At 39.7% G+C, this 21,047-nt stretch carries 22 protein-coding genes; 5 read left to right on the top strand and 17 right to left on the bottom strand.

The genetic code is table 11. The annotated features are described in order from the left end of the window. Positions 1-27: 27 nt before the first annotated feature. From PUND_RS14235 to PUND_RS14280, 10 genes are all read right to left on the bottom strand, one after another. The gene (locus PUND_RS14235) at positions 28-2,727 is read right to left on the bottom strand and encodes a methyl-accepting chemotaxis protein (protein WP_010392401.1); all 2,700 of its coding nucleotides are present in this window, start codon (positions 2,725-2,727) and stop codon (positions 28-30) included. 48 nt (positions 2,728-2,775) lie between these two features. Then, a complete protein-coding gene (locus PUND_RS14240; RefSeq protein WP_008465584.1) occupies positions 2,776-3,261 on the bottom strand; it encodes a chemotaxis protein CheW in 486 nt (161 codons plus the stop codon). After that, positions 3,243-5,333 carry a chemotaxis protein CheA gene (locus tag PUND_RS14245; protein ID WP_010392398.1) on the bottom strand — a complete coding sequence of 697 codons (2,091 nt, stop codon included), beginning with the start codon at positions 5,331-5,333 and terminating at the stop codon, positions 3,243-3,245. The genes PUND_RS14240 and PUND_RS14245 overlap by 19 nt, the downstream gene beginning before the upstream one ends. A 14-nt stretch (positions 5,334-5,347) precedes the next feature. Further along, a complete protein-coding gene (locus tag PUND_RS14250; protein ID WP_008115349.1) occupies positions 5,348-5,710 on the bottom strand; it encodes a response regulator in 363 nt (120 codons plus the stop codon). An 8-nt stretch (positions 5,711-5,718) separates the two neighbouring features. Next, the gene (locus tag PUND_RS14255; protein ID WP_008465590.1) at positions 5,719-5,991 is read right to left on the bottom strand and encodes an STAS domain-containing protein; all 273 of its coding nucleotides are present in this window, start codon (positions 5,989-5,991) and stop codon (positions 5,719-5,721) included. Between the two features lie 162 nt (positions 5,992-6,153). Continuing rightward, a complete protein-coding gene (locus PUND_RS14260; protein ID WP_010392395.1) occupies positions 6,154-6,771 on the bottom strand; it encodes an SCO family protein in 618 nt (205 codons plus the stop codon). Then, positions 6,768-7,697 (bottom strand): heme o synthase, encoded by a 930-nt coding sequence (gene cyoE / locus PUND_RS14265; protein WP_010392393.1) that lies wholly within the window; start codon positions 7,695-7,697, stop codon positions 6,768-6,770. Before cyoE ends, PUND_RS14260 begins: the two co-directional genes overlap by 4 nt. 12 nt (positions 7,698-7,709) lie before the next feature. After that, complete coding sequence (locus PUND_RS14270) at positions 7,710-8,699, bottom strand: COX15/CtaA family protein (protein WP_010392392.1); 990 nt, start codon at positions 8,697-8,699, stop codon at positions 7,710-7,712. Positions 8,700-8,711: 12 nt separating this feature from the next. Next, positions 8,712-9,206: a hypothetical protein gene (locus PUND_RS14275; RefSeq protein ID WP_010392391.1), complete on the bottom strand. Its 495-nt coding sequence runs from the start codon at positions 9,204-9,206 to the stop codon at positions 8,712-8,714. After that, positions 9,196-9,936 carry an SURF1 family protein gene (locus PUND_RS14280; protein ID WP_010392389.1) on the bottom strand — a complete coding sequence of 247 codons (741 nt, stop codon included), beginning with the start codon at positions 9,934-9,936 and terminating at the stop codon, positions 9,196-9,198. Before PUND_RS14280 ends, PUND_RS14275 begins: the two co-directional genes overlap by 11 nt. A gap of 12 nt (positions 9,937-9,948) precedes the next feature. On the opposite strand from PUND_RS14280, the gene PUND_RS18455 reads away from it, so the two are divergent. Next, positions 9,949-10,260, top strand: coding sequence for a DUF2909 domain-containing protein (locus PUND_RS18455; protein WP_024602178.1), 312 nt, complete (start codon positions 9,949-9,951; stop codon positions 10,258-10,260). Here PUND_RS18455 and PUND_RS14290 read toward each other — a convergent pair. The 5 genes from PUND_RS14290 to lexA all read right to left on the bottom strand — a co-directional run bounded on the left by PUND_RS14290 (position 10,160) and on the right by lexA (position 15,428). After that, positions 10,160-11,035 carry a cytochrome c oxidase subunit 3 gene (locus PUND_RS14290; protein ID WP_010392387.1) on the bottom strand — a complete coding sequence of 292 codons (876 nt, stop codon included), beginning with the start codon at positions 11,033-11,035 and terminating at the stop codon, positions 10,160-10,162. The two genes, PUND_RS18455 and PUND_RS14290, sit on opposite strands and share 101 nt — an antisense overlap. Before the next feature lie 35 nt (positions 11,036-11,070). Further along, on the bottom strand, positions 11,071-11,601 hold the full coding sequence (locus tag PUND_RS14295) for a cytochrome c oxidase assembly protein (RefSeq protein WP_010392384.1): 531 nt from the start codon (positions 11,599-11,601) through the stop codon (positions 11,071-11,073). After that, entirely contained in the window at positions 11,601-13,193 is a 1,593-nt protein-coding gene (ctaD, locus tag PUND_RS14300; protein WP_010392382.1) for a cytochrome c oxidase subunit I, read from the bottom strand. The genes PUND_RS14295 and ctaD overlap by 1 nt, the downstream gene beginning before the upstream one ends. Next, positions 13,193-14,335, bottom strand: a complete 1,143-nt coding sequence (coxB, locus tag PUND_RS14305; RefSeq protein ID WP_010392380.1) for a cytochrome c oxidase subunit II — start codon at positions 14,333-14,335, stop codon at positions 13,193-13,195. Before coxB ends, ctaD begins: the two co-directional genes overlap by 1 nt. A 475-nt stretch (positions 14,336-14,810) precedes the next feature. Continuing rightward, complete coding sequence (gene lexA, locus PUND_RS14310) at positions 14,811-15,428, bottom strand: transcriptional repressor LexA (protein ID WP_010392379.1); 618 nt, start codon at positions 15,426-15,428, stop codon at positions 14,811-14,813. Between the two features lie 304 nt (positions 15,429-15,732). Here lexA and PUND_RS14315 point away from each other — a divergent pair, with 304 nt between their 5' ends. Both PUND_RS14315 and PUND_RS14320 read left to right on the top strand, forming a co-directional pair. Further along, entirely contained in the window at positions 15,733-17,223 is a 1,491-nt protein-coding gene (locus PUND_RS14315) for a M12 family metallo-peptidase (protein WP_010392377.1), read from the top strand. A 150-nt stretch (positions 17,224-17,373) separates the two neighbouring features. Beyond that, complete coding sequence (locus PUND_RS14320) at positions 17,374-17,817, top strand: PaaI family thioesterase (protein ID WP_008114168.1); 444 nt, start codon at positions 17,374-17,376, stop codon at positions 17,815-17,817. 1 nt (position 17,818) lies between these two features. On the opposite strand, the gene PUND_RS14325 is transcribed toward PUND_RS14320, so the two are convergent. Beyond that, complete coding sequence (locus tag PUND_RS14325) at positions 17,819-18,199, bottom strand: hypothetical protein (protein ID WP_008114170.1); 381 nt, start codon at positions 18,197-18,199, stop codon at positions 17,819-17,821. 195 nt (positions 18,200-18,394) lie between these two features. On the opposite strand from PUND_RS14325, the gene PUND_RS14330 reads away from it, so the two are divergent. Next, positions 18,395-19,105 (top strand): hypothetical protein, encoded by a 711-nt coding sequence (locus tag PUND_RS14330; protein WP_010392374.1) that lies wholly within the window; start codon positions 18,395-18,397, stop codon positions 19,103-19,105. A 91-nt stretch (positions 19,106-19,196) separates the two neighbouring features. Then, entirely contained in the window at positions 19,197-19,850 is a 654-nt protein-coding gene (locus PUND_RS14335) for an endonuclease (RefSeq protein WP_010392372.1), read from the top strand. Between the two features lie 7 nt (positions 19,851-19,857). Here the strand turns inward: PUND_RS14335 and hmpA are convergent, their stop codons facing one another. After that, entirely contained in the window at positions 19,858-21,039 is a 1,182-nt protein-coding gene (hmpA, locus tag PUND_RS14340) for an NO-inducible flavohemoprotein (RefSeq protein WP_010392370.1), read from the bottom strand. Between the last annotated feature and the right edge of the window lie 8 nt (positions 21,040-21,047).

Here is a 21,047-nt window from a genome sequence, read left to right on the forward strand (position 1 = left end):
CTTCTGTGTGAACCATCTAAAACAGGGTTAAAACTCCTCCCACTCTTCAGCTGAGTCTACAAAGTTTTCACCTTTGCTCTTATTATTAACGAAGCTATTTTGTTGCTTATGCGTTATTTCAGGGGTGCGAATAGTGGGCGATACCACCGCCATATCTTGCTGCCCTAGAGAAAAGAAGTGCAGTAAACGGCGCATTTCATTAGCCTGCTCTGCCATAGACTCACCTGCAGCCGATGCCTCTTCAACTAATGCCGCATTTTGCTGGGTCATTTCATCCATTTGCGATACAGCTTTATTTACTTGCTCAATTCCTGCGCTTTGCTCTTCAGAGGCCTGAGTTATATCAGCTATCATTTGTGTCACACGTTTCACCGATACCACAATCTCTTGTAACGTCACACCTGATTCATTTACAAGAGCGCTACCATCAGCAACTTTACCAACACTATCTCTAATTAACTCTTTAATTTCTTTAGCTGCACCAGCTGAGCGCTGAGCTAAGTTACGCACTTCACCTGCAACAACCGCAAAACCTCGACCTTGCTCACCTGCTCTTGCAGCTTCTACAGCAGCATTGAGCGCTAATAGGTTTGTTTGGAATGCTATTTCGTCTATAACACCAATAATGTCAGCAATTTTTTTACTCGATTCGTTAATAGCCGACATACTGGTTACGGCCTTATTAACAACCTCACCACCTTGAATTGCTTTATCACAGGTTTCTTCAGCTAAGTCATTAGCTACCTTGGCATTATCAGCATTTTGACGTACCGTACTGGTCATCTCTTCCATACTAGAAGCTGTTTCTTCTAATGATGATGCCTGCTCTTCTGTACGCTGGCTTAAATCAGCATTACCTTGTGAAATTTCTTCAGCTCCACTAGCCACCAAAGTGGCTGATGAGTTAATTCGATTAATAACCTCGGTTAGTTTATCTGCTGTTGCATTTGCATCTGTTTTCAGTTTTTCAAACGAGCCTTGGTATTCCTTTTCAATCCGTTTAGATAAATCACCAGTAGCCATGGCATCGAGCATATTGCCAGTATCAGTTACCGCATCGTCAACCACTTTAACTAAACTATTAAGACCCTGAGCTAAACGTAGGAAAAAGCCATCTTTTCCTTGCTCAACCAAACGGCTATTTAGCTCCCCTTTACTTGCGGCACTGACCAGCTGAGCAACCTCTTTTTCTATAGCTACTTCTGCTGTTCTGTCTTCCCATTCAACTACAGTTCCAATTCGCTCATCGTCTGGCGTAATAATTGGGTTAGCAACTAAGCCAAAGGTTCTGCCACCCACTTTAATTTCAGTGCTGTAGGTATCCGTTAACTTAGCCAACATATTTTGCTGATGGGCTGGATTTTTATGAAATATATCAATATTTTGATTCAGTAGATTTTTGCTATCAAAGTTAGGTAAATCAATGCGTATATCATTTTGAGCATTGCTCATCATATTTTTCACCGCGTCATTCATATAAACAATCACATTCGATGCATCTGCAATCATAGTGTTTGTTGCTACAGTGTCTAACGCTCGGCGAACACGTAAGTTCTCCTGTGCTCTGGCACGCTCTGCATCGGCCTTAAATACTTCATCAGTAATATCTTGCCACTCAACAATTGTTCCCAAGCGTTCTCCTTCTTCGTTAAACCATGGCGAAGCAATTAAATCAAAAATAAGACCAGCTAATTTAAGTGTCGCTTTATGGGGCGCATCTAATTTTTTTAATAGTTCGCGCTGATGCGCCGGATGTTGATGAAAATCATCAACACATGTGCCGATTAAGTCACTTACAGCAAAGTTAGGTAATACCGATTGCAAATCTCTTTCGCGTGCTTTTAGCATTTGCTTAACTTGTTCGTTGGCAAAAATAATGTTTAAGTCATTATCAGCCATCATCACATTGGCTTGGCATACTTTTAGGGCGTTGGCTAAGTCGGCAGTTTTTTTAGAAGTTCGTTCTAGCTCTTTCTGCTCAGTTATATCTGTGGCATATTTAATAATTTTTAATATTCGGCCATCCATATCATAAATAGGGTTATAAGAAGCACTAATCCAAATTTCTCTGCCTTGTTTATCGAAGCGTAAATACTCTCCTCGGTCGTATTCACCCCGCCCAAGTTTGGCCCAAAAAGTTTGATAATCCGGACTATTTGCATATTCAGGTGCAACAAATAAGCGATGATGCTTACCTTGTATTTCATTAAGTTGGTAGCCAAACGTGGCTAAAAAGTTATCGTTGGCATTAATCACTGTGCCATCTAAGTCAAACTCGATTACTGCTTGCGATTTATTTATAGCCGCAACTTGTCCAGCTGCTTCGGCTGCCTTTAATTTTTGCATTGTGATCTCTGTGGCAAATTTAACCACTTTAATCACTTGCCCCTGAGAGTCTAAAACTGGATTATAGGTGGCTTGTATCCATACTTCTTTACCATTTTTTCCAAACCGCTTAAATTCATCTGAAATAAACTCACCCGCGTTCAATCGCTGCCAAAACTGACGATATTCATCACTTTTCGCTTCGCTAGAGCTAATAAATAAAGAGTGGTGCTGACCTTGTATTTCAGCCAGAGAGTAGTCCATTACACGCAGGAAATTAACATTGGCAGTAATGATTCTTCCATTCGGCTCAAATTCAATTATTGCTAATGATTTATGCAATGCATTCATTATCAAATCATTGCTTGATTCAGACTGTTTTGAATTACTAAACCATCCCATGCTTATCACCACCTTTAAGTTATTTACTTTATTTAGTTACTGTTACCGCTAAATATCCATGGTTGCAGGCAAATCAATTAAGGCGACCATTTTTTCGCCTACATTGACTAACCCTGCTACATATTCACTTTCATTGGTCTGGGTTAAACTCGGCACAGCTTTAGCATCTTGCTCTGCAATACTATAAACATCTGCCACTGCATCTACCGTAATACCCATTACTTTACTTTCTTGTTCAAACTCTATTTTTACAATAATCACTACTGTTAACGGCCCATAGGCAATTGTGGGTAAACCAAAACGTAACCTCAAATCAATAATGGGTACTATCGTGCCGCGTAGATTAATAACGCCTTTTACGTACTCAGGGGCATTTGGCAGTGCGGTTATGTCTTCCCAGCTACGGATTTCTTGCACCGTTAATATATCTACTCCGTATTCTTCTTCAGCCATAATAAAGGTAAGAAACTGCTTAATACCCTCTTTGCGCTGTAGCTCAATATTGCTATTTAATGCTATTGATTCAGAGAACATGAATCCTCCAGAGTCGCTGATGGCTCAATACTCAATGCTTGGCTGCCAGGTTTTTTTAATCCTGAAAGCTTAATCAAACCGCTAATATCTAAAATTAACGAGACACGACCATCACCTAAAATAGTTGCCCCAGAGACTCCGTCCACTTTGTGGTAATTAGCCTCCAAGCTTTTTATAACCACCTGTTGCTGTGAAAGTAAATCGTCAACGAGCACCCCGACTTTTTGGTTATCGTTCTCCACCACAACCAATAAGGTCTTATCTAATGATTCAATCGCACCTTGATGGTTAAAAATCTCGTATAAGCGCAGAATAGGAATGTATTCATCACGTAACCTGAGTACATCTAGGTCTTTACCAACACGGCTTACTTTTGCAATATCAATTTGTAATGACTCTACAATTGAGATCAGTGGAATAATGTAAGTATGCTTGGCCACTTTTACCAATTGCCCATCTAAAATAGCTAAGGTGAGCGGTAGCCGAATAGTAAAGGTAGAACCAATTCCGGCAGCAGATGTCACCTCTACCGAGCCATTTAATGATTGGATATTGCGTTTAACCACGTCCATACCCACACCCCGGCCAGATAAGTCACTTACTTCATCAGCAGTAGAAAACCCTGGCATGAATATAAGTTCGTTAATTTCATCATCTGTTAACTCGCTATCGCCAGCAATTAGCTCGTTAGTAATCGCTTTTTCTTTAATCTTTTGAGTGTTAAGGCCTTGACCATCGTCCATGATTTCAATGACGATATTTCCTCCCTGATGAAAAGCATTTAATGTAACTTTGCCCACAGGATCTTTACCTGCCGCAATACGCTTTTCTACAGTTTCAATACCATGATCCAGTGAGTTTCTTACTAAATGCACCATAGGATCAGATATTTTTTCCATCACAGTTTTATCTAACTCGGTTTGCTCTCCGATCAGCTTTAACTCCACCTCTTTATTAAGCTTTTGAGCAATATCACGCACCAGACGTGGAAAACGACTAAATACAAAATTAATTGGCAGCATACGAATACGCATCACGTTTTCTTGTAAGTCTCGGGTATTATGCGCTAGTTGCGCCAATCCCTCTTGAAGCGAGGTTACCGCAGTGGCTGTCATTTCCTGTTCGCTAAGCTGATTTAACATTGCTTGGGTAATAACCAACTCACCCACCATATTAATCAATGAATCAACCTTATCTATACCAACCCGAATAGAGGTAGATTCTGGCGCGGCTTTTGCGCTGGGCGCATTGGCAGCTGCCTTTGCTTTATTTGCTTTGGGTTGCTCAGCAGTTTTGGGAGCTTCCTCCACAACAGCCGGTTCGTTAATTACTTCCTCTGATCCAGCTTTAGCATCATTAAATAAGCCACCGCATAGCTCGACTTTAATATCTGCATCATCTTCAACCCATTCAAAAATCTCTTTAATGGCTTGCTCATCGCGCTCAGTGTTTAAGAAAAACCGCCAATATAAAAAGCACTCATCGCTGGTTAATTCTTTAATATCAGGTATGGCATCGGTGAATGCCTGTACTTCTAACTCACCAAGCTCGGCTAACTCGCTGATCATAAACAAAGGTTCATTACCGGTTTTAAAAAGATGAAAATGTGGCTTAAAATCAATCTGATAAGTATTAACTATAACCTGCTCATGATGTGTTTCTTCCCCTTGCTCCTCACCAGCTGGCATACCTAGTAATTTTTCGAACTGCTCACGTAAAGTATCTGCTTGGGCTAAATCTGGTTCTTCCTGTACTTTTAGCGAACTTAACAAAGCCCTTAAGCAATCCACTGATTTAAGTAATAAATTAATATGCTCGCTAGTTATATTGCGCTCACCTTCACGAATTTGATCCAATAATGTTTCTAATACATGGGTAAAATTTGCAATTGAGTTAAATCCAAAAGTAGCACTGCCCCCTTTTATTGAATGAGCAGCTCTAAATATAGTATTAATGGTTTCTAAGTCTTCTTCGCCTGGCACTAAGTTGAGTAATTCAGTCTCCATGATATCGAGGCCTTCAAAACTCTCTTCAAAGAACACTTCAAAAAACTGGCTTAAATCAATACTCACAGTGCACTCCTAAGTTAACGGATTACTTTTTTTAGCACGGCTAATAGCTGATCTGGGTTAAAAGGTTTTACAATCCATCCTGTTGCCCCAGCAGCTTTACCTTCTACTTTTTTATCCATCCCCGACTCCGTAGTAAGCATAAGCAGCGGTGTAAACTTGTAATCTGGTAGCCCTCTTAGCTCTCTAATAAGTGTGATCCCATCCATAATTGGCATGTTTACATCAGAAATAACTGCATCAAAACCTTGTTGCTTGGCAATGGCTAATGCCTCGCTGCCATCTTTGGCTTCGGTAACATCAAACCCTGCTGTTTTTAACGTAAAGCTCACCATTTGGCGCATTGATGCAGAATCATCGACAGCTAAAATTCTTTTCATATAAACCTCTAGTTAGTACTTTCTGAAGCTAAATATTCACTTAAACCGAGTTGTTCAATGGCATTTTTTAATGCGTCACTGCTGCCAACCCAGGCAATTTTTTGATTGATAGTAAGAAGGTGTTTTTGTAGGGCACAAAGGAGTTGAACCGAGGCGGTATCAGCAGACATGACATCGCTAATATCCAGACAAATATCTCGGCTATTATTAAGCTCGCTTAATAAATCTTGATGTAAAACGTCAACCTGAACAATTGAAAGCTCATTTGGTAGTTTAAGCATTTTTAAGCTTTTCCTTATCAACTCAATCCATAACAAAAGCTTAGACCGAGATAAAGAAAACGCCATAAAAACGACTAAAAAATAACTAATTAATTAAAAACAGCTGTTAAAAAACGTAAAAAGGGGCACAAATCCCCTTTAAAATTGTTAAACCATTAAAAACTAGTTTTTGTAGTAATCTGCTATTTCAATAAATTCCGCTGTTAATTTTGTAGTATTCACCAAAGGCACATCTCCTTGTTTAAATTCGGGCTTAAAAATAGCTCTCAGGGCGCCACTACCATCAACAAGTGCAACCGATGCACTATGATCCACCGCATAGTCAGATTCATCACTATCACTAATTGCATAAATTAATCCCAGCTCTCGTACAAATGGAAATAAGTCTTTATGCTCCCCAGATACAGCTAAAAATTTAGGGTTAAAATAATCTATGTACTCTTTACGCTTTTGAGCAATATCTCGTTTAGGATCAACAGATATAAACCACACCTGCAGTGGATAGTCAGCTTGTAAGTTTTTATAGACATTGTTGAGCTTAGCAAGCGTCATTGGACAAATGTCAGGGCAGCTTGTGTAGCCTAAAAACACTAAGTTCCATTGATCTAAAAACTGCTTTTTGGTTACTAACTCCCCCTGTTGATCATTCAGCGCGAAATCGGATAACGGTTTTGCAGTTTCGTACACTAATGCATCAAGATCTTGTAAACTTTTTTTATCATCACATGCCGATAAAAAAAGCACCGAAAAAACAATTAACCCACACCATAACTGCTTCATATAACTAGCCATTTATCTATAAATAAGATAACAAAGAGTATCATTAAATGAACAATCGAAAAACGAAATAAATCCATTGCGGTGTCTTCTTTGGCGGCAAATTTTAAGTTAATTGCTTTGTATATAAAGAGTATATTGAGGATACAGGCCCCACTTAAATAAATAAGTCCCGACATACCTATCAAATAGGGTAATACACACACAATGGCTAATAGCACTGAGTACGCGAGCACACAGGTTTTACAAAAGTCGATTCCATGGGTGACAGGTAACATAGGGATTTTAGCGCGTTCGTAATCACTTTTACGCGCGATTGCTAACGCCCAGAAGTGCGGAGGAGTCCATGTGAATATAATCATAACCAACAACCAAGGAGCGGCTGCCATTTGATTGGTTTCAGACACCCAACCAAGTAAAGGTGGCATGGCGCCAGCCAAACCACCAATCACTATATTTTGTGGCGTGGCGCGTTTTAAAAACGACGTATAAATAAATGCGTAACCAACAAGTGCAAATAATGTAAGTATGGCAGTGAGTGTATTTGCCCACAACATCAACATAATAAACCCTGCCACGCCAATAACAGCAGCAAAACTCAATGCGTGTAATTTACTTAAGCGCCCTTTGGCGACTGGGCGGTGGCGTGTACGTGCCATTTTACTATCAATTTCACTATCAACCACATGATTGATAACGGCAGCTGCCGCAGAGAGTAAACCAATCCCTAATAAACTTATGAACTGAACCCCAATGCCTCTACCAACGTCAGGGGCGAGAGCCAAGCCCACCCATGCCGTTAACACCAACATAGCCACCACTTTAAATTTACTGATTGCTAAATAATCTTGGATTAAATGATAACTTTTAGTCAATAACGATGGGCTATAAACGGGCTGCATTGCTTTTTTGTTAATTGTAAGTGCCATAACGATTCCCCTTTAGGTACGGACTTTTAGGTAATAACATAACCTAACCATAGTTAATAACAGTATGGCAGCCATTAAGTTATGCGCCAGCGCAACACTGATCGGAAAGTGAAAATATACTACAGCTAACCCCAACGCTATCTGGCAAAATAACGCTACCAATACACTCACTGTGCAGCTTTTAATTTTTTGTGAATAGGCATGGCTGTATATTCGCCACATAACGAGTGCCAACACAATACAAGTGACCAATGCCCACATACGATGCAGTAAATGAATAGACATACGCGCTTGTTGTGACAACACGCCAAACTCATAATTGCTGTGCTCTAACGGTAGCTGAAAAACACTACTGAGCGAAAACGGCTGAGCATAGCTACATAGCGGTAAACCATTACAATGTGGCGCGGCATAATTAGCCGCTAACCAGCCACCTAAGGCGATTTGTAAAATAAGTACCGTGAGCGCCACCAAGCTTAGTTTAAAGTGAGGTTTTGCACCTGCGTCCCCCCCCGTAATTGGCTGGCTAGTCAGCCGTAAGTACAACAACGTTAATAACGCAAAAATACTAAACCCTCCGAGTAAATGCCCCATCACAATAAGCGGCTGCAGGTTCATAGTAACCGTCCACATACCTAGCGCGGCCTGAAAAATAACAAGCAAAAGCAGTAGCATCGGTAATTTTACGGGCGTAGTCGGATACTGACGTTTTACAAAAGCCAAAATAAACAACACTAAAATTAATACCCCCAGCGTGCCGGCAAAATAGCGATGAATCATTTCTTTCCATGCTTTTGCTGTTTCAAATATCATATCGGGGTAGCTTTGAATCGCATGCGCAATCTCGGCTTCATGTTTTGGTACGGTTAAAAAGCCATAACAACCAGGCCAATCGGGGCAACCAAGCCCTGCGTCACTTAACCGCGTATATGCGCCTAGAGCTACCACAATTAATGCGAATAAACTCGTTGCTAATACCAAATTTTTATAGTTTTTATACATAGCAGCCTCTACTTAGCTTGAACGAGAGTAATTAAGTAATTTTTTTAGATCTTTTAATAATCCCTTTTGTATCAAACGGTTTTCTTGTGGTTGAGGGTTAAATGGATATTCCAGCACAATCAGTCCCATATGGTCGATTAAATATAAACTCGCGGGTTTTAATTGTTGTTGTTCAGCAATCATATGCCAATGCGGCTTCGCAGCTTTGGGTCTCCCCATTATCGCCATATCTACTTTGTGTTGATTTTTGCCAAGGGCAACATATAAATTATCTAAAGCAGCGAGCTGCTCCGAGCAAGGCTCTTCGCATTGTGCTGAATAATTTAAAGCAATGGTCCATTGTTTTGGATTATGCTGCTGCCAATTGTCTAGCTTTATTTCACGTTCTAAAAACTCACCATGATTAGTAATTGCTGTAGGTAGCCAATCAAGTTTTAACGCGCTGTAAGCCAGCACTAAAGGGATAGCGCAGCATACAACAAACAGCAACAGGGGTTTATTTTTCATTATCTATCCTCTTCTTGCTTGCAAAAATAGCAACTACCACACAGGCAATCGCAATTAAAAACCACTGTACTGAGTAGGCATAATGTTTTTCTGGACTCATCACAACAGCTTCATAATGGGGGGCCGCAATCTCATCTTCGTCGCCTTGGCGATAGGCCATAAAATCCACTAAAGTTCGCTGGGATTGGCTACTGAGTGATTGCAGATCAATGATTTGAATTCGTTTAGCTAAATCTGACTGAGTATTGCTATTAGCTAAGGTAAAGCCACTTAAATTATCTTCTTTAATTTGTGCCGTTAACGTAAATTTACCACTAGGTATTGTCACGTTTGGTAGGATTTCTCTTGATCGGCCAGCTTTTACCCAACCTAAATTAACTAATAAAAAGCGCGACTCATCAGGTAATTTTAATAATGTCAGTAAGTCGTATCCAACCTGTCCATTATAAATTTGGTTATCGAGCAGCCAATAATTATTGGTATCAAAATAACCACTCAGCGAAACTAATACGCCGGTTTTATTCCACTCTTTTGGCAGTTGTTGCAACTGTGCCCAGCTCATAACTCCTTGCTGTTGAATATTTTCAATGGCATTAAGCTGTTGTTGCTTTTGATCTGCGCGCTGTAATTGCCAAAACCCTAAACGCATACAAACTAATACCACAATAACAACCAGGCAAACTGTGATTATTGAGCTAAGCTTTTGTTTGTTAAATACAACTAACTGCATAGGGTAAATCCAGTGATTATTAAAATTATTATTGTTCTACTGTTATTATTTATATTGTTTAATTTATTTCGTGCTTTATTTATTATGGTGTCGGGAAAAACCAATGGACGCCCCATGTCTCACTTTTTAGGGCGTCGAGTGTTATTTTCTGTTGTGGTATTAGTGATGGTAATTGCCGCACTAAAGCTCGGTTTAATTACGGCAAATCAATCACCTTTGCCCACTACAGTACATATACAAAAACAAACAAACATAGCCAAACAACATCAACAAAATGCCAGTACCACGCCGCAGCTTGAAACGCGAAGTGCTTATTTTTTGTAAAGTGGCCTTTTAAAATCCGTAGGAAAACGATTAATAAAATAATGGTACCTAAGGTGACATGCATACCGTGAAAACCGGTTAGCAAAAAGAAGGTATTACCGTAAATTCCCGCATCAAGGGTTAAATTAAGGTCATTATAAGCATAAATATATTCTTCTACTTGGAGCCCTAAAAAGCATACTCCCAGCAAAATAGTTACGCCTAAAAACACCTTAAGTGGAGTACGTTTGTTATTTTCCATCGCTACATGGGCAAAATGCAGAGTTACCGACGAAGCCAATAAAATAAGGGTATTTATCAGTGGTAACCCTTGCCAACCCATTGCTTGAGTAGAGGTGCCCCCTGGGGTATTTAACAATGGCCACACAGCCTCAAAAGTAGGCCATAACACTTCGTTAGTCATGGCGTTGTTATCGGCGCCTCCAAGCCAAGGCACAGAAAACATGCGAGCATAAAAAAGGGCCCCAAAAAAGGCCATAAAAAACATGACTTCTGAAAAAATAAACCAGCTCATACCTTGTCTAAATGAGCGATCCATTTGTGCAGAATATAAACCTTGATGCGACTCTTCAATCACATTTTTAAACCAGCTAAACAGCATATAAAGCAATACGGCAATACCCACATACAGTAAGTAAACACCACTGCCTCCCTCTTTACCCATATCCATAACTGTTAAGGCTGCCCCTACCGCAATAAAAAATAGCGCCACCGCGCCAACTATTGGCCATGGGCTTTGATCAGGTACGTAATAATGTTCATATTTTTGATTCATTTCATTTGCTCCTAGTTTTTCACTAGTTTTATAAGCTAGTTATTACTGGCTACTAACTTCTCGCTAATATCAAATACGGTATAAGACAGAGTTAACTCCTCCACATCACTAGGTAACTCAGTATCAACATAAAAAAGTAATTTAAACTCTAACTCCTCGCCAGCCTTCAAAGGTTGCTGGTCAAAGCAAAAACACGCTATTTTGTGTAAATACTTAGCCGCTTTACCCGGCGCTACCGAGGGTATCGCTTGCATCACTTTGTCTTCATTACTGTTGTTTTTAGCGCTAAACATAACCTCACGCATGGCCCCTGGTTTTACATCTACACTGTATTCTTTAGATTTAACCTCAAAAGGCGCACCACTTTGGGCATGGGTGGTAAAACTAACGCTAACTTCTCTATTCTCAGTAACCAAGGTACTTTGCTGTGCTTGTTCTAGCGAGGGCTTACCATTAAGCCCGGTTATATCGCAAAACACGTCATATATAGGTACCATGGCAAATGCAAAAGCAAACATTGCAATGCAAATAACCACCAGCTTTTTTAATAACGGCAAGTGAGTCATTATTTAATGTCCGGCGGCGTTGAGAACGTATGATATGGCGCTGGTGAATCAACTTCCCATTCAAGCCCTTCTGCCCCATCCCAAACTTTTGCAGGCACTTTATCGCCCCCTTTTGCACATTTATACACAACAACAACGAACAGTAATTGCGATAAACCAAAGGCAAACCCACCTATACTAATAATGGCGTTAAAGTCAGCAAACTGCAGTGCATAATCTGGAATTCGACGTGGCATACCAGCTAACCCCACAAAATGCATTGGGAAAAACAGCACATTTACACTTACCAAGGACAACCAAAAATGCCATTTTGCCAAAGTAATATTGAACATATTTCCGGTCCATTTTGGCAACCAATAATAAGCCCCCGCCATAATAGAAAATACCGCGCCCGTCACCAGCACATAATGGAAGTGTGCAACTACAAAGTAGGTGTCGTGGTATTGAAAATCAGCAGGTGTGATCGCCAACATCAATCCCGAAAAGCCACCTAAAGTAAACAGCACAATAAATGCGATACTAAACAGCATCGGCACTTCAAAGCTAATAGAGCCACGCCACATAGTTGCTACCCAGTTAAATACTTTTACGCCGGTAGGTACCGATATCAACATAGTCGCGTACATAAAAAACAACTCACCCGCCACGGGCATACCTGTGGTAAACATATGATGCGCCCACACAATAAAGCTCAACAAGGCAATCGAGGAAGTGGCGTACACCATAGAGGCATAACCAAATAGTTTTTTACGTGAAAAAGTAGGAACAATCGTAGAGATAATGCCAAAGGCAGGCAAAATCATAATATAAACTTCAGGATGACCAAAAAACCAAAATATATGCTGGAACATTACCGGATCGCCACCACCAGCGGCGTCAAAGAAGCTGGTCGCAAAGTATTTATCGGTGAGTACCATAGTAACTGCACCAGCAAGTACCGGCATTACTGCAATAAGTAAAAAAGCCGTGATCAGCCATGTCCACACAAATAACGGCAGTTTCATCCATGTCATACCCGGAGCACGCATATTCACTATGGTGACCACCACATTAATGGCACCCATAATCGAACTGATACCCATTATATGTACCGCAAATACAAACATTGCTGTGTTGTCGTTACTATAAGTGGTGGAAAGCGGAGCGTAAAAGGTCCACCCAAATGCAGGACCGCCACCAGGCATAAACAGTGACGCTAACAAAATCAAAAACGCAAATGGTAAAATCCAGAAGCTCCAGTTGTTCATTCTCGGTAATGCCATATCTGGCGCACCAATCATTAACGGAATCATCCAGTTTGCCAATCCAGTAAATGCAGGCATTACTGCACCAAACACCATGATTAAACCGTGTACTGTGGTCATTTGATTAAAAAAGTGAGGATCAACCAATTGTAAACCCGGCTGAAATAACTCAGCCCGAATAACCATAGCCATTGCTCCACCAATCAAAAACATGGTGAGAGAAAAAATTAAATATAAGCTTCCTATATCTTTATGGTTGGTTGTAAATAACCAGCGCTTAAAGCCTGTTGCAGGTTGATGGCCATGATGAGCCTCATTGGAATTAGGTTGTTCTGCAATGCTACTCATTATTTAGCCTCCCCATCAGCATCCAGTGCCGCTTGTATTTCGCTTGGTTGAATTACCTCTCCGGTGTCATTACCCCATGCGTTACGCTTATAAGTAATAACGGCTGCTATCTGCTTAATAGATAATTGCTTTGCGAAAGACTGCATCGCTGTACCTGGTTTACCATGAAGTAAGATATCGATATGACCTTTGATATCACCTATAACTATTGGGCTGCCTTTAAGTGCTGGAAAGACACCCGGCAAACCTAAACCTGTAGGTTGATGACACGCTGCACAGCTCGCCATATAAACTTGCTCACCAAGAGCCATCAGCTCCTCTTTTGGTACCACTTGATCTAATAACGCAGCGTCTGCTTCAGCCGCTTTTTGTTTAGCTTGTTTAGCTTCTGCCAACCACGTTTTGAAGTCTTCTTCTGTTTTTGCTTCTACCACAACAGGCATGAAGCCATGATCTTTACCACACAGCTCTGCACACTGCCCGCGGTAAGTACCTACTTCATTAATACTGGTCCATGTTTCGTTAATAAACCCAGGGTTTGCATCTTTTTTAACTGCAAAATCAGGTACCCACCATGAGTGAATTACATCATCTGAAGTCATTAAAAAACGTACTTTTTGATTAATCGGTAGCACCAGCGGCTTATCTACTTCGAGTAAATAATTCGGGTTTTTATCGGCAAGATTCGTTATTTCATTTTGAGGAGTCGCTAACATTGAATAAAACTCAACGTCCTCCCCCATATACTCGTAATGCCACTTCCACTGTGATCCAGTAATTTTTATGGTGATATCAGCTTTGCTGGTATCCTCCATGGCAATTAACGTTTTAGTCGCAGGAATGGCCATAACAATTAAGATGACAAAAGGAATGGCAGTCCAGAGTATTTCTACTTTGGTACTTTCATGAAACTGGGCAGGGACAGCCCCTTTAGACTTGCGATGATGGATGAGTGCCCAAAACATAATGGCAAACACGATCACCCCAATCACACAACATATTAAAAATATGGTCATGTGCAGTTGGTATACATTATTACTTATATCAGTTACGCCTTTACGCATATTATATTGGCTATTAGCAAGCACATTTTGCGAAAAAACTAACAATATAAGCCACAAGGAAGAACTCAGCTTACCCATGTGACGGCTCCTTTGATGCTATTGCTGACGCAAAGCGAAGAGGCATACGGCTTAAACGCCCATTCGTTATTTTTATTTTTTATAAGGGTGCTGGAGTTACTAAATGTGTGTGCTCAAAACGACAAGGCTGTGAGTTATTTTTATTCCAGCTCTTTAATAACTAGTTAAAAAATAAACAATAAGCAAGGTGAGTATGAAAAATAAACAAGGGGGTTACTTAAAAAAGTGCAGCAAAAAAATATTAACTAATGAGGTAATTAATCTAAGAGTCAGAGTTGGTAAGGGGTAGCTTGAATAACAGCGGAAAAAATATAAAGTTTTATGATTTAAAACAATTAGAATAAATTTGTTTATCTATAAAGTATTTAGTGATTTTTTGAAATAACAAAAAGCGATTCACAAGCAATATCGTACAAAAATAATTCATGTAAAAACAGCGCCTAATCAATATTAAGCGCTAAGTTATGTTTAAATATCACATCCAATCAGCGTTACGAATAACACCCACCGCTAAACCTTCAATATTGAAAGATTCATTCTCCAAGTCTACTTCAATAGCTGAAAACTCGTCATTTTCAGCATGCAGTAATACTTTTCTGCCGGCTTTTTCTAGACGTTTAACCGTAACATCATCATCCACTCGAGCAACAACAACCTGACCATTTTCAGCTACTTGAGTTTTATGTACAGCGAGTAAGTCGCCATCCATAATGCCAATATCTTTCATACTCATGCCGTTAACACGCAGTAAAAAATCGGCCGCAGGTTTAAACATTAAAGGGTCAATTTTACAGTGGCTTTCTACATGCTGTTGCGCCAATATTGGCTCACCCGCAGCAACTCGACCAATTAAAGGTAAGCCCAGTTGCTCTGGCTCTTCTTCTTCAACAAGCTGAATACCCCGACTCGCGCCCGGCTTCATTTTAATCACACCTTTTTTAGCCAGTGCTTTTAAATGTTCTTCTGCAGCATTTGCACTTTTAAAACCCAGTGTTTGTGCAATCTCGGCACGTGTAGGAGGCATACCAGTGTCTTTAATAAACACTTTGATAAGTTCGAGTATTTGCGCTTGGCGTTTCGTTAATGGTCGCATACAACTGGTTTTCCATACAGTACAATTAACTGTGAGTATATACAGTTATTTTAAGATCGCAAATATAAATTAAGTTAGTTCCACTGATAATAATTAGCTTATCGCATTAGGATATAACCCGCTCTTAACTACTAAAAATTATTTTTGCACTGATTAAAGCAACCCATCAACAGTAAAAATAAAAAATGTATCTTAAAATTTACAACAATAGTTAATTTTAATAGGTGGCAATGTTAATTAATTGAAATAAAAATATTAGCGTGTACACTTTATGTGGACAAAACAAACCAAAAAGGACTATGAAATGAAAAAATACTCACCTTTATTTATCGGACTCCTATTCAGCGGCTATACACAAGCTCAAGTTCCGCTTTTTGAAGTGCAATATATTAATGAGTCACAAAGCGTGGCCACACAAACAAGTAATCAATTACAGTTTGGCCAGCCTCTTTTTGAGCTCACAAATAGCACAAATACCTTTCTTTTACCTGTTAAAGGTAACGACATTGAATTTATAAAAAGTTCAACAAGTTTGTCAGCAACGGGAAGCTTAATTTGGATTGGTAAAAGTTTAGAAGATGACGAAATAACACTTATTAAATCTGCAAAAGGCATTTCGGGTACTGTAAAAGTAGGTGAACAGATATATAAATTACAACCAAATAAGCACTCTGGTCATAATTTCATTGAATTAGATCCCCAAAAGCAGCCAGCTGAACATGCTCCCGACTATAAACAGTCTAATCACCTGGAGTTTATGAGTGAACAAATTTTAATAGCTCAAAACACTCAATCGGTAATGGCTAACGAAACGCAAAGTAATATTAGTTTATTAGTTTTATATACCCCAGCAGCAGCTCAAAAATCAGGGGATATAAATAGCTTAATTGATCTTGCGGTTGTTGAAACCAACCAAGGTTATCAAAACTCAGGCGTCAACGCAGTTGTTAGCATAGCCCACATGAGCCAAATTAATTATACTGAAGCTGCAAACTCAAGTACTGATTTAAATCGTTTAGCAGCTAAGAACGATGGTTATATGGATGAAGCACATACATTACGCGATCAATTCGGTGCAGATGTAGTTATATTAGTAAATGATGTCAATGGTTACTGTGGCCAGGCCAAAGCCATTGGCGCTAATGCTCAAAGCGCTTTTGCTATGGTCGATTATAATTGTGCAACGGGCTACTATTCCTTTGGTCATGAGATTGGGCACTTACAAGGCGCTCGCCATAATCCAGAAAACGATCCTTCAACAACTCCTTATTCATTTGGACATGGTTACCAACAGCCTCAATCACAATGGCGTTCAGTGATGGCATATAATTGTCCAGGTAATTGTACACGTATTAATTACTGGTCGAACCCTAATAAATCATACAATGGAGATGTAATGGGGACTTCGGCAGAACATGACAATGCCAGAGTGTTAAACTTAACTAACCCTATTATTGCAAACTTTAGATCTTCAACCCCCCCAATTCCTGGTGACAATGTACTCCAAAATAACCAAGCAATTATGGTTAATGGCGCAAAGAATAGCGAAAAATTATTTACATTTGCAGTACCAAGTGAAGCAACACAAGTTACTTTTAGAACATCAGGTGGTAGTGGTGATGCTGATATATATGTAAAATTTAACGAAACGGCATCCACAAATAATTTTGATTGTCGCCCATATAGAAATGGCAATAATGAGAGCTGCAGTGATACTCGCAGTGGAAATTACTCTGTCATGCTCAAAGGCTTTGATGCTTATAATAATGTAGAACTGGTCGCTAGTTACCAATAATAAGCAAGCTACATAAGCAGGCGTCGTAGTATGGCTACCTGCTTAAATTAAGCTAAAAAAATTTTATTTGCTATCACTCACGACAAGATTTAAATTTCACCTTAATATGAGCTCAATTTTATATTTTTAAACATTCTTTTAGGAGCGAGTATGAGCATTTGGCACCAACCAATTACATTAGAGTTTTGTAAGCAATTAGATCAAGGGATCACTGGCCAAGGCACGCTCATGAAGACCATGGGAATTGAAATCAGTGAAATTGGAGATGACTACTTAGTCGCCACTATGCCGGCAATTCCAGAGCATCATAACCCTATGGGTATAGTGCATGGTGGTGCCAATGTGGTCCTTGCTGAAACCGTAGCAAGTTATGCCGCTAACTTTGTAGTTGATTTCAGTCGATTTTATTGTGTTGGGCAAGAGATCAGCGCAAGCCACTTAAAAGCGTCACGCAACGGCACATTAACGGCTACCGCAAGGGCTTATCATATTGGTAAACGCAGCTCAGTTTGGGACATTAAAATAACCAATAGTCGCAATGAGCTTTGCTGCGTATCAAGAATGACCGCAGCCGTAGTCGAACGAAAAGGTTAAATTACTTTTCCAGAGGGTAAATAGTAACTTCTATGCCTGCGCCAATTGCAGATATGCGTAACAAGGTATCTGCATGCAAGGCCTGATTAAAACATTTTGGCGACGTACCCGACTCAAATCCCATATCAAAGGTTCTACGAGAACAACTTAACCATTGCTTTAATGCATTGCGTGAACACGACTCAATTAGTTCACATAAGTGATTAATTGCTTTATCAGGTGTGGTTATTTCACCAGCTACTTCGATGCGTGCCAGTTGGCGGTATTCGTCTTTATCATAATGTAAAATGGTTGCGACCTTTTTTAAATCAGCAACTAATACGCTAATATCTTGCTTTGACTCGAGCTCTAGATCTACATTTAAAAATTGAATTTCCGACATACAGTTGTGTTACCCCACTTAAATTTCACCGCAAACTTTAACCTAATTTTGCATTTATACCAAATCAACAGCTTATAATTTATTTAATTCCTTTATTAAGCTGCAAGTATTAAAGTAACGGTTAATACAGCTATTAACCTAATGGTAGCTAACTCCATTAGGTGCCTTGCAAAAAATAATAATAAGAGAAAGCGAATGAACAAACGCATTTTTAAAACAGCCCGTAAGCTGCATAAATGGCTAGGCTACTTTTTGGTAATACAAATTTTTGCATGGCTGCTTGGCGGTTTATTTATGAGCGCCATGCCACTTGAAAAAGTACACGGTAAACACCTTGCAAACCGCCAACTAGAAAACCCTTTCAGCCAAGCCGATTACACAGCCTCACTTGATAAAATTATTGCGAATACACCACAACCCCAGCAAATTAATTATAGTCACTTTTTAAATACCCCAGTAATTACAGTAACTACAGCGAGTAAAACCTATAGTTTTAATGGTACAACTGGCGACCCACTTTCACCACCAAGCAAGGCACAAATAATCACTAATGCCCACGCTCACCTTTTAATTAATGCAAACGTTATAAGCACTAAAAAGCTGGCAACCAGTTTTAGAGAAGCCGGGTTTAAAGAAAATATTTGGCAAGTTAATTTTAACGATATGCTTAGTACCAGCTTATATTTTAATGCTGATAACGGCGAGTTCATTACAGTTCGCAGTAATATCTGGCGAGTGTTTGACTTCTTTTGGATGCTACACATTATGGATTACGATGAGCGCGAGGATTTTAACAACCCGTTACTCATTAGCTTTGCTGCCAGCAGTGTGTTTTTTAGTTTTACTGGTTTTATTTTATTACTGCAAAACATCCGATTAAGAACAAGAAAACGTAAGCTATCCTGAGTTTTTAAGCAGGTTGTACAGAAAACTGATTTACCATTTAGGTTATTCTCTTTAAAATCGCGGCTCCTGTAGTTCACTAAAGTGATAGGATATGCCGCATTTTATTTTTGCGTTATTGCTTTGCGTTATCAGCTTTACTATTAATGCTGAGCAATTTACTCGTTTTTCCAGTGCTAAAAAACACTTAATTAAAACCTTACCAACGGATGCAAAAAGTATCTATTGTGGTTGCGACATAAAACGTAAAGGCAAAAAGTTAGTACCCGATGCAACCCATTGTGGTTATGTGCCACGCAACACATTTACCCGCTCAGGTAACGTGAACCAACGCGCTCTGCGAATAGAATGGGAACATATTGTACCCGCTTGGGAGTTCGGTCATCAGTTACAATGCTGGCAAGATGGTGGACGTAAAAATTGCCGTAAAGTAAGTGCAAAGTTTCGCATGATGGAAGCTGATATTAACAATTTAGCTCCCGCAATCGGTGAAATCAACGCTGATCGTTCAAACTATCGCTTTGGCATGTTAGCCCAAAATGCTAATCAATATGGTCGCTGTGAGGTTAAGGTTAATTTTAAACAACGCGTTATAGAGCCTCCGGTTTATGCACGTAAACGTATTGCCGATGCATACGCTTACATGCAAAAAACTTATGGTTTAAAAATATCAAATCAACAACAAAAGCTGTTTAATGCGTGGCAACAACAAGCTTATGCCGCAAACACCGACAGTAAAAAGCTGTAACTTATGTTTATAATGCTTGGTGTGGTCCAAATATTTCGTAATGAATATTCGAGCTCTGTACACCTAAGTCAAGTAGTTGGCCTTTTACATAAGCCATAAATGAAGCTGGTCCACACAAATAAAATGCCCCTTCGCTAATAGGCAGTGATGCTTCAAGCACAGATAAATCCATAAGACCTGTGTAATCACATCCCCCACCACCTTGATTAAACCAGGTTAAGGTTTTTAGTTGTGGATGCATAGCCGTTTGCTGAGCTAGGTAGTCTTTAAATGAATACTCAAAGCTATTTTCACACGCGTGTAAGTAACTAATCGCTTGATTAGTATTGTCGCTCAATAGCGTTTGCAGCATAGCCATCATTGGGGTTTGGCCAACACCTGCAGAAATAAGCACAACGGGGCTTGTTGCATCTTTCAAAAAGAAATCACCTGCTGGTGGGTATAGCTCTACTCGTGCGCCCTGCTCTAGTGAGTGTAAATAGTTAGACACCACGCCAGGCTGTGGTTGGCACTCTTTTTTAACGCTAATACGATAGTTTTTAGCATTGCTCTTTTGCGAAATAGAATACTGGCGGATCTCTTCATATTCTGCCCCCTCAGGCTTAACTTTAATGCCAAGATATTGTCCTGGCTTGTGGGAAATAACAGCTTTGCCGTCTAAAGGTGTGAGGATAAAGCTGGTTACAAATTCAGACTCAACATGTTTATGAGTAATTTCAAACTTCCGTGTACCTACCCAGCCACCATGATTATTTTTACTGTGTGCATACAACGCTGCTTCTTCGGTAATACAAATATAAGCCAGTAGGTTATAAGCTTCTCGCCATGCGTATTCAACATCAGCTGTAAACTGATCAGGAATAAGCTCTTTAAGTGTGCCGATCAAATGCGCCCCTACAATAGGGTAGTGTTCGGGTAAAATATTCAAGCTGGTATGCTTATGGTTAATTCTAGCTAATGCCTCTTTTAACACGGCTAAATTATCAATATTTTGCGCATACGCAGCCAAGGCATTAAATAATGCAAATTGCTGACGACCCGTTTCTTGGTTGGTCATATTAAAAATATGTTTAAGTTCCGGGTTATGGCTAAACATGCGCTTATAAAAATGATCGGTGACGGCTGTACCCGCTTCTGCAAGTAATGGAGCTGTACTTTTTACAATCTCAATAGTTTTTTCAGATAACATTTTGGTTT

The organism is Pseudoalteromonas undina, assembly GCF_000238275.3.
In the GTDB taxonomy this organism is placed as follows: domain Bacteria; phylum Pseudomonadota; class Gammaproteobacteria; order Enterobacterales; family Alteromonadaceae; genus Pseudoalteromonas; species Pseudoalteromonas undina.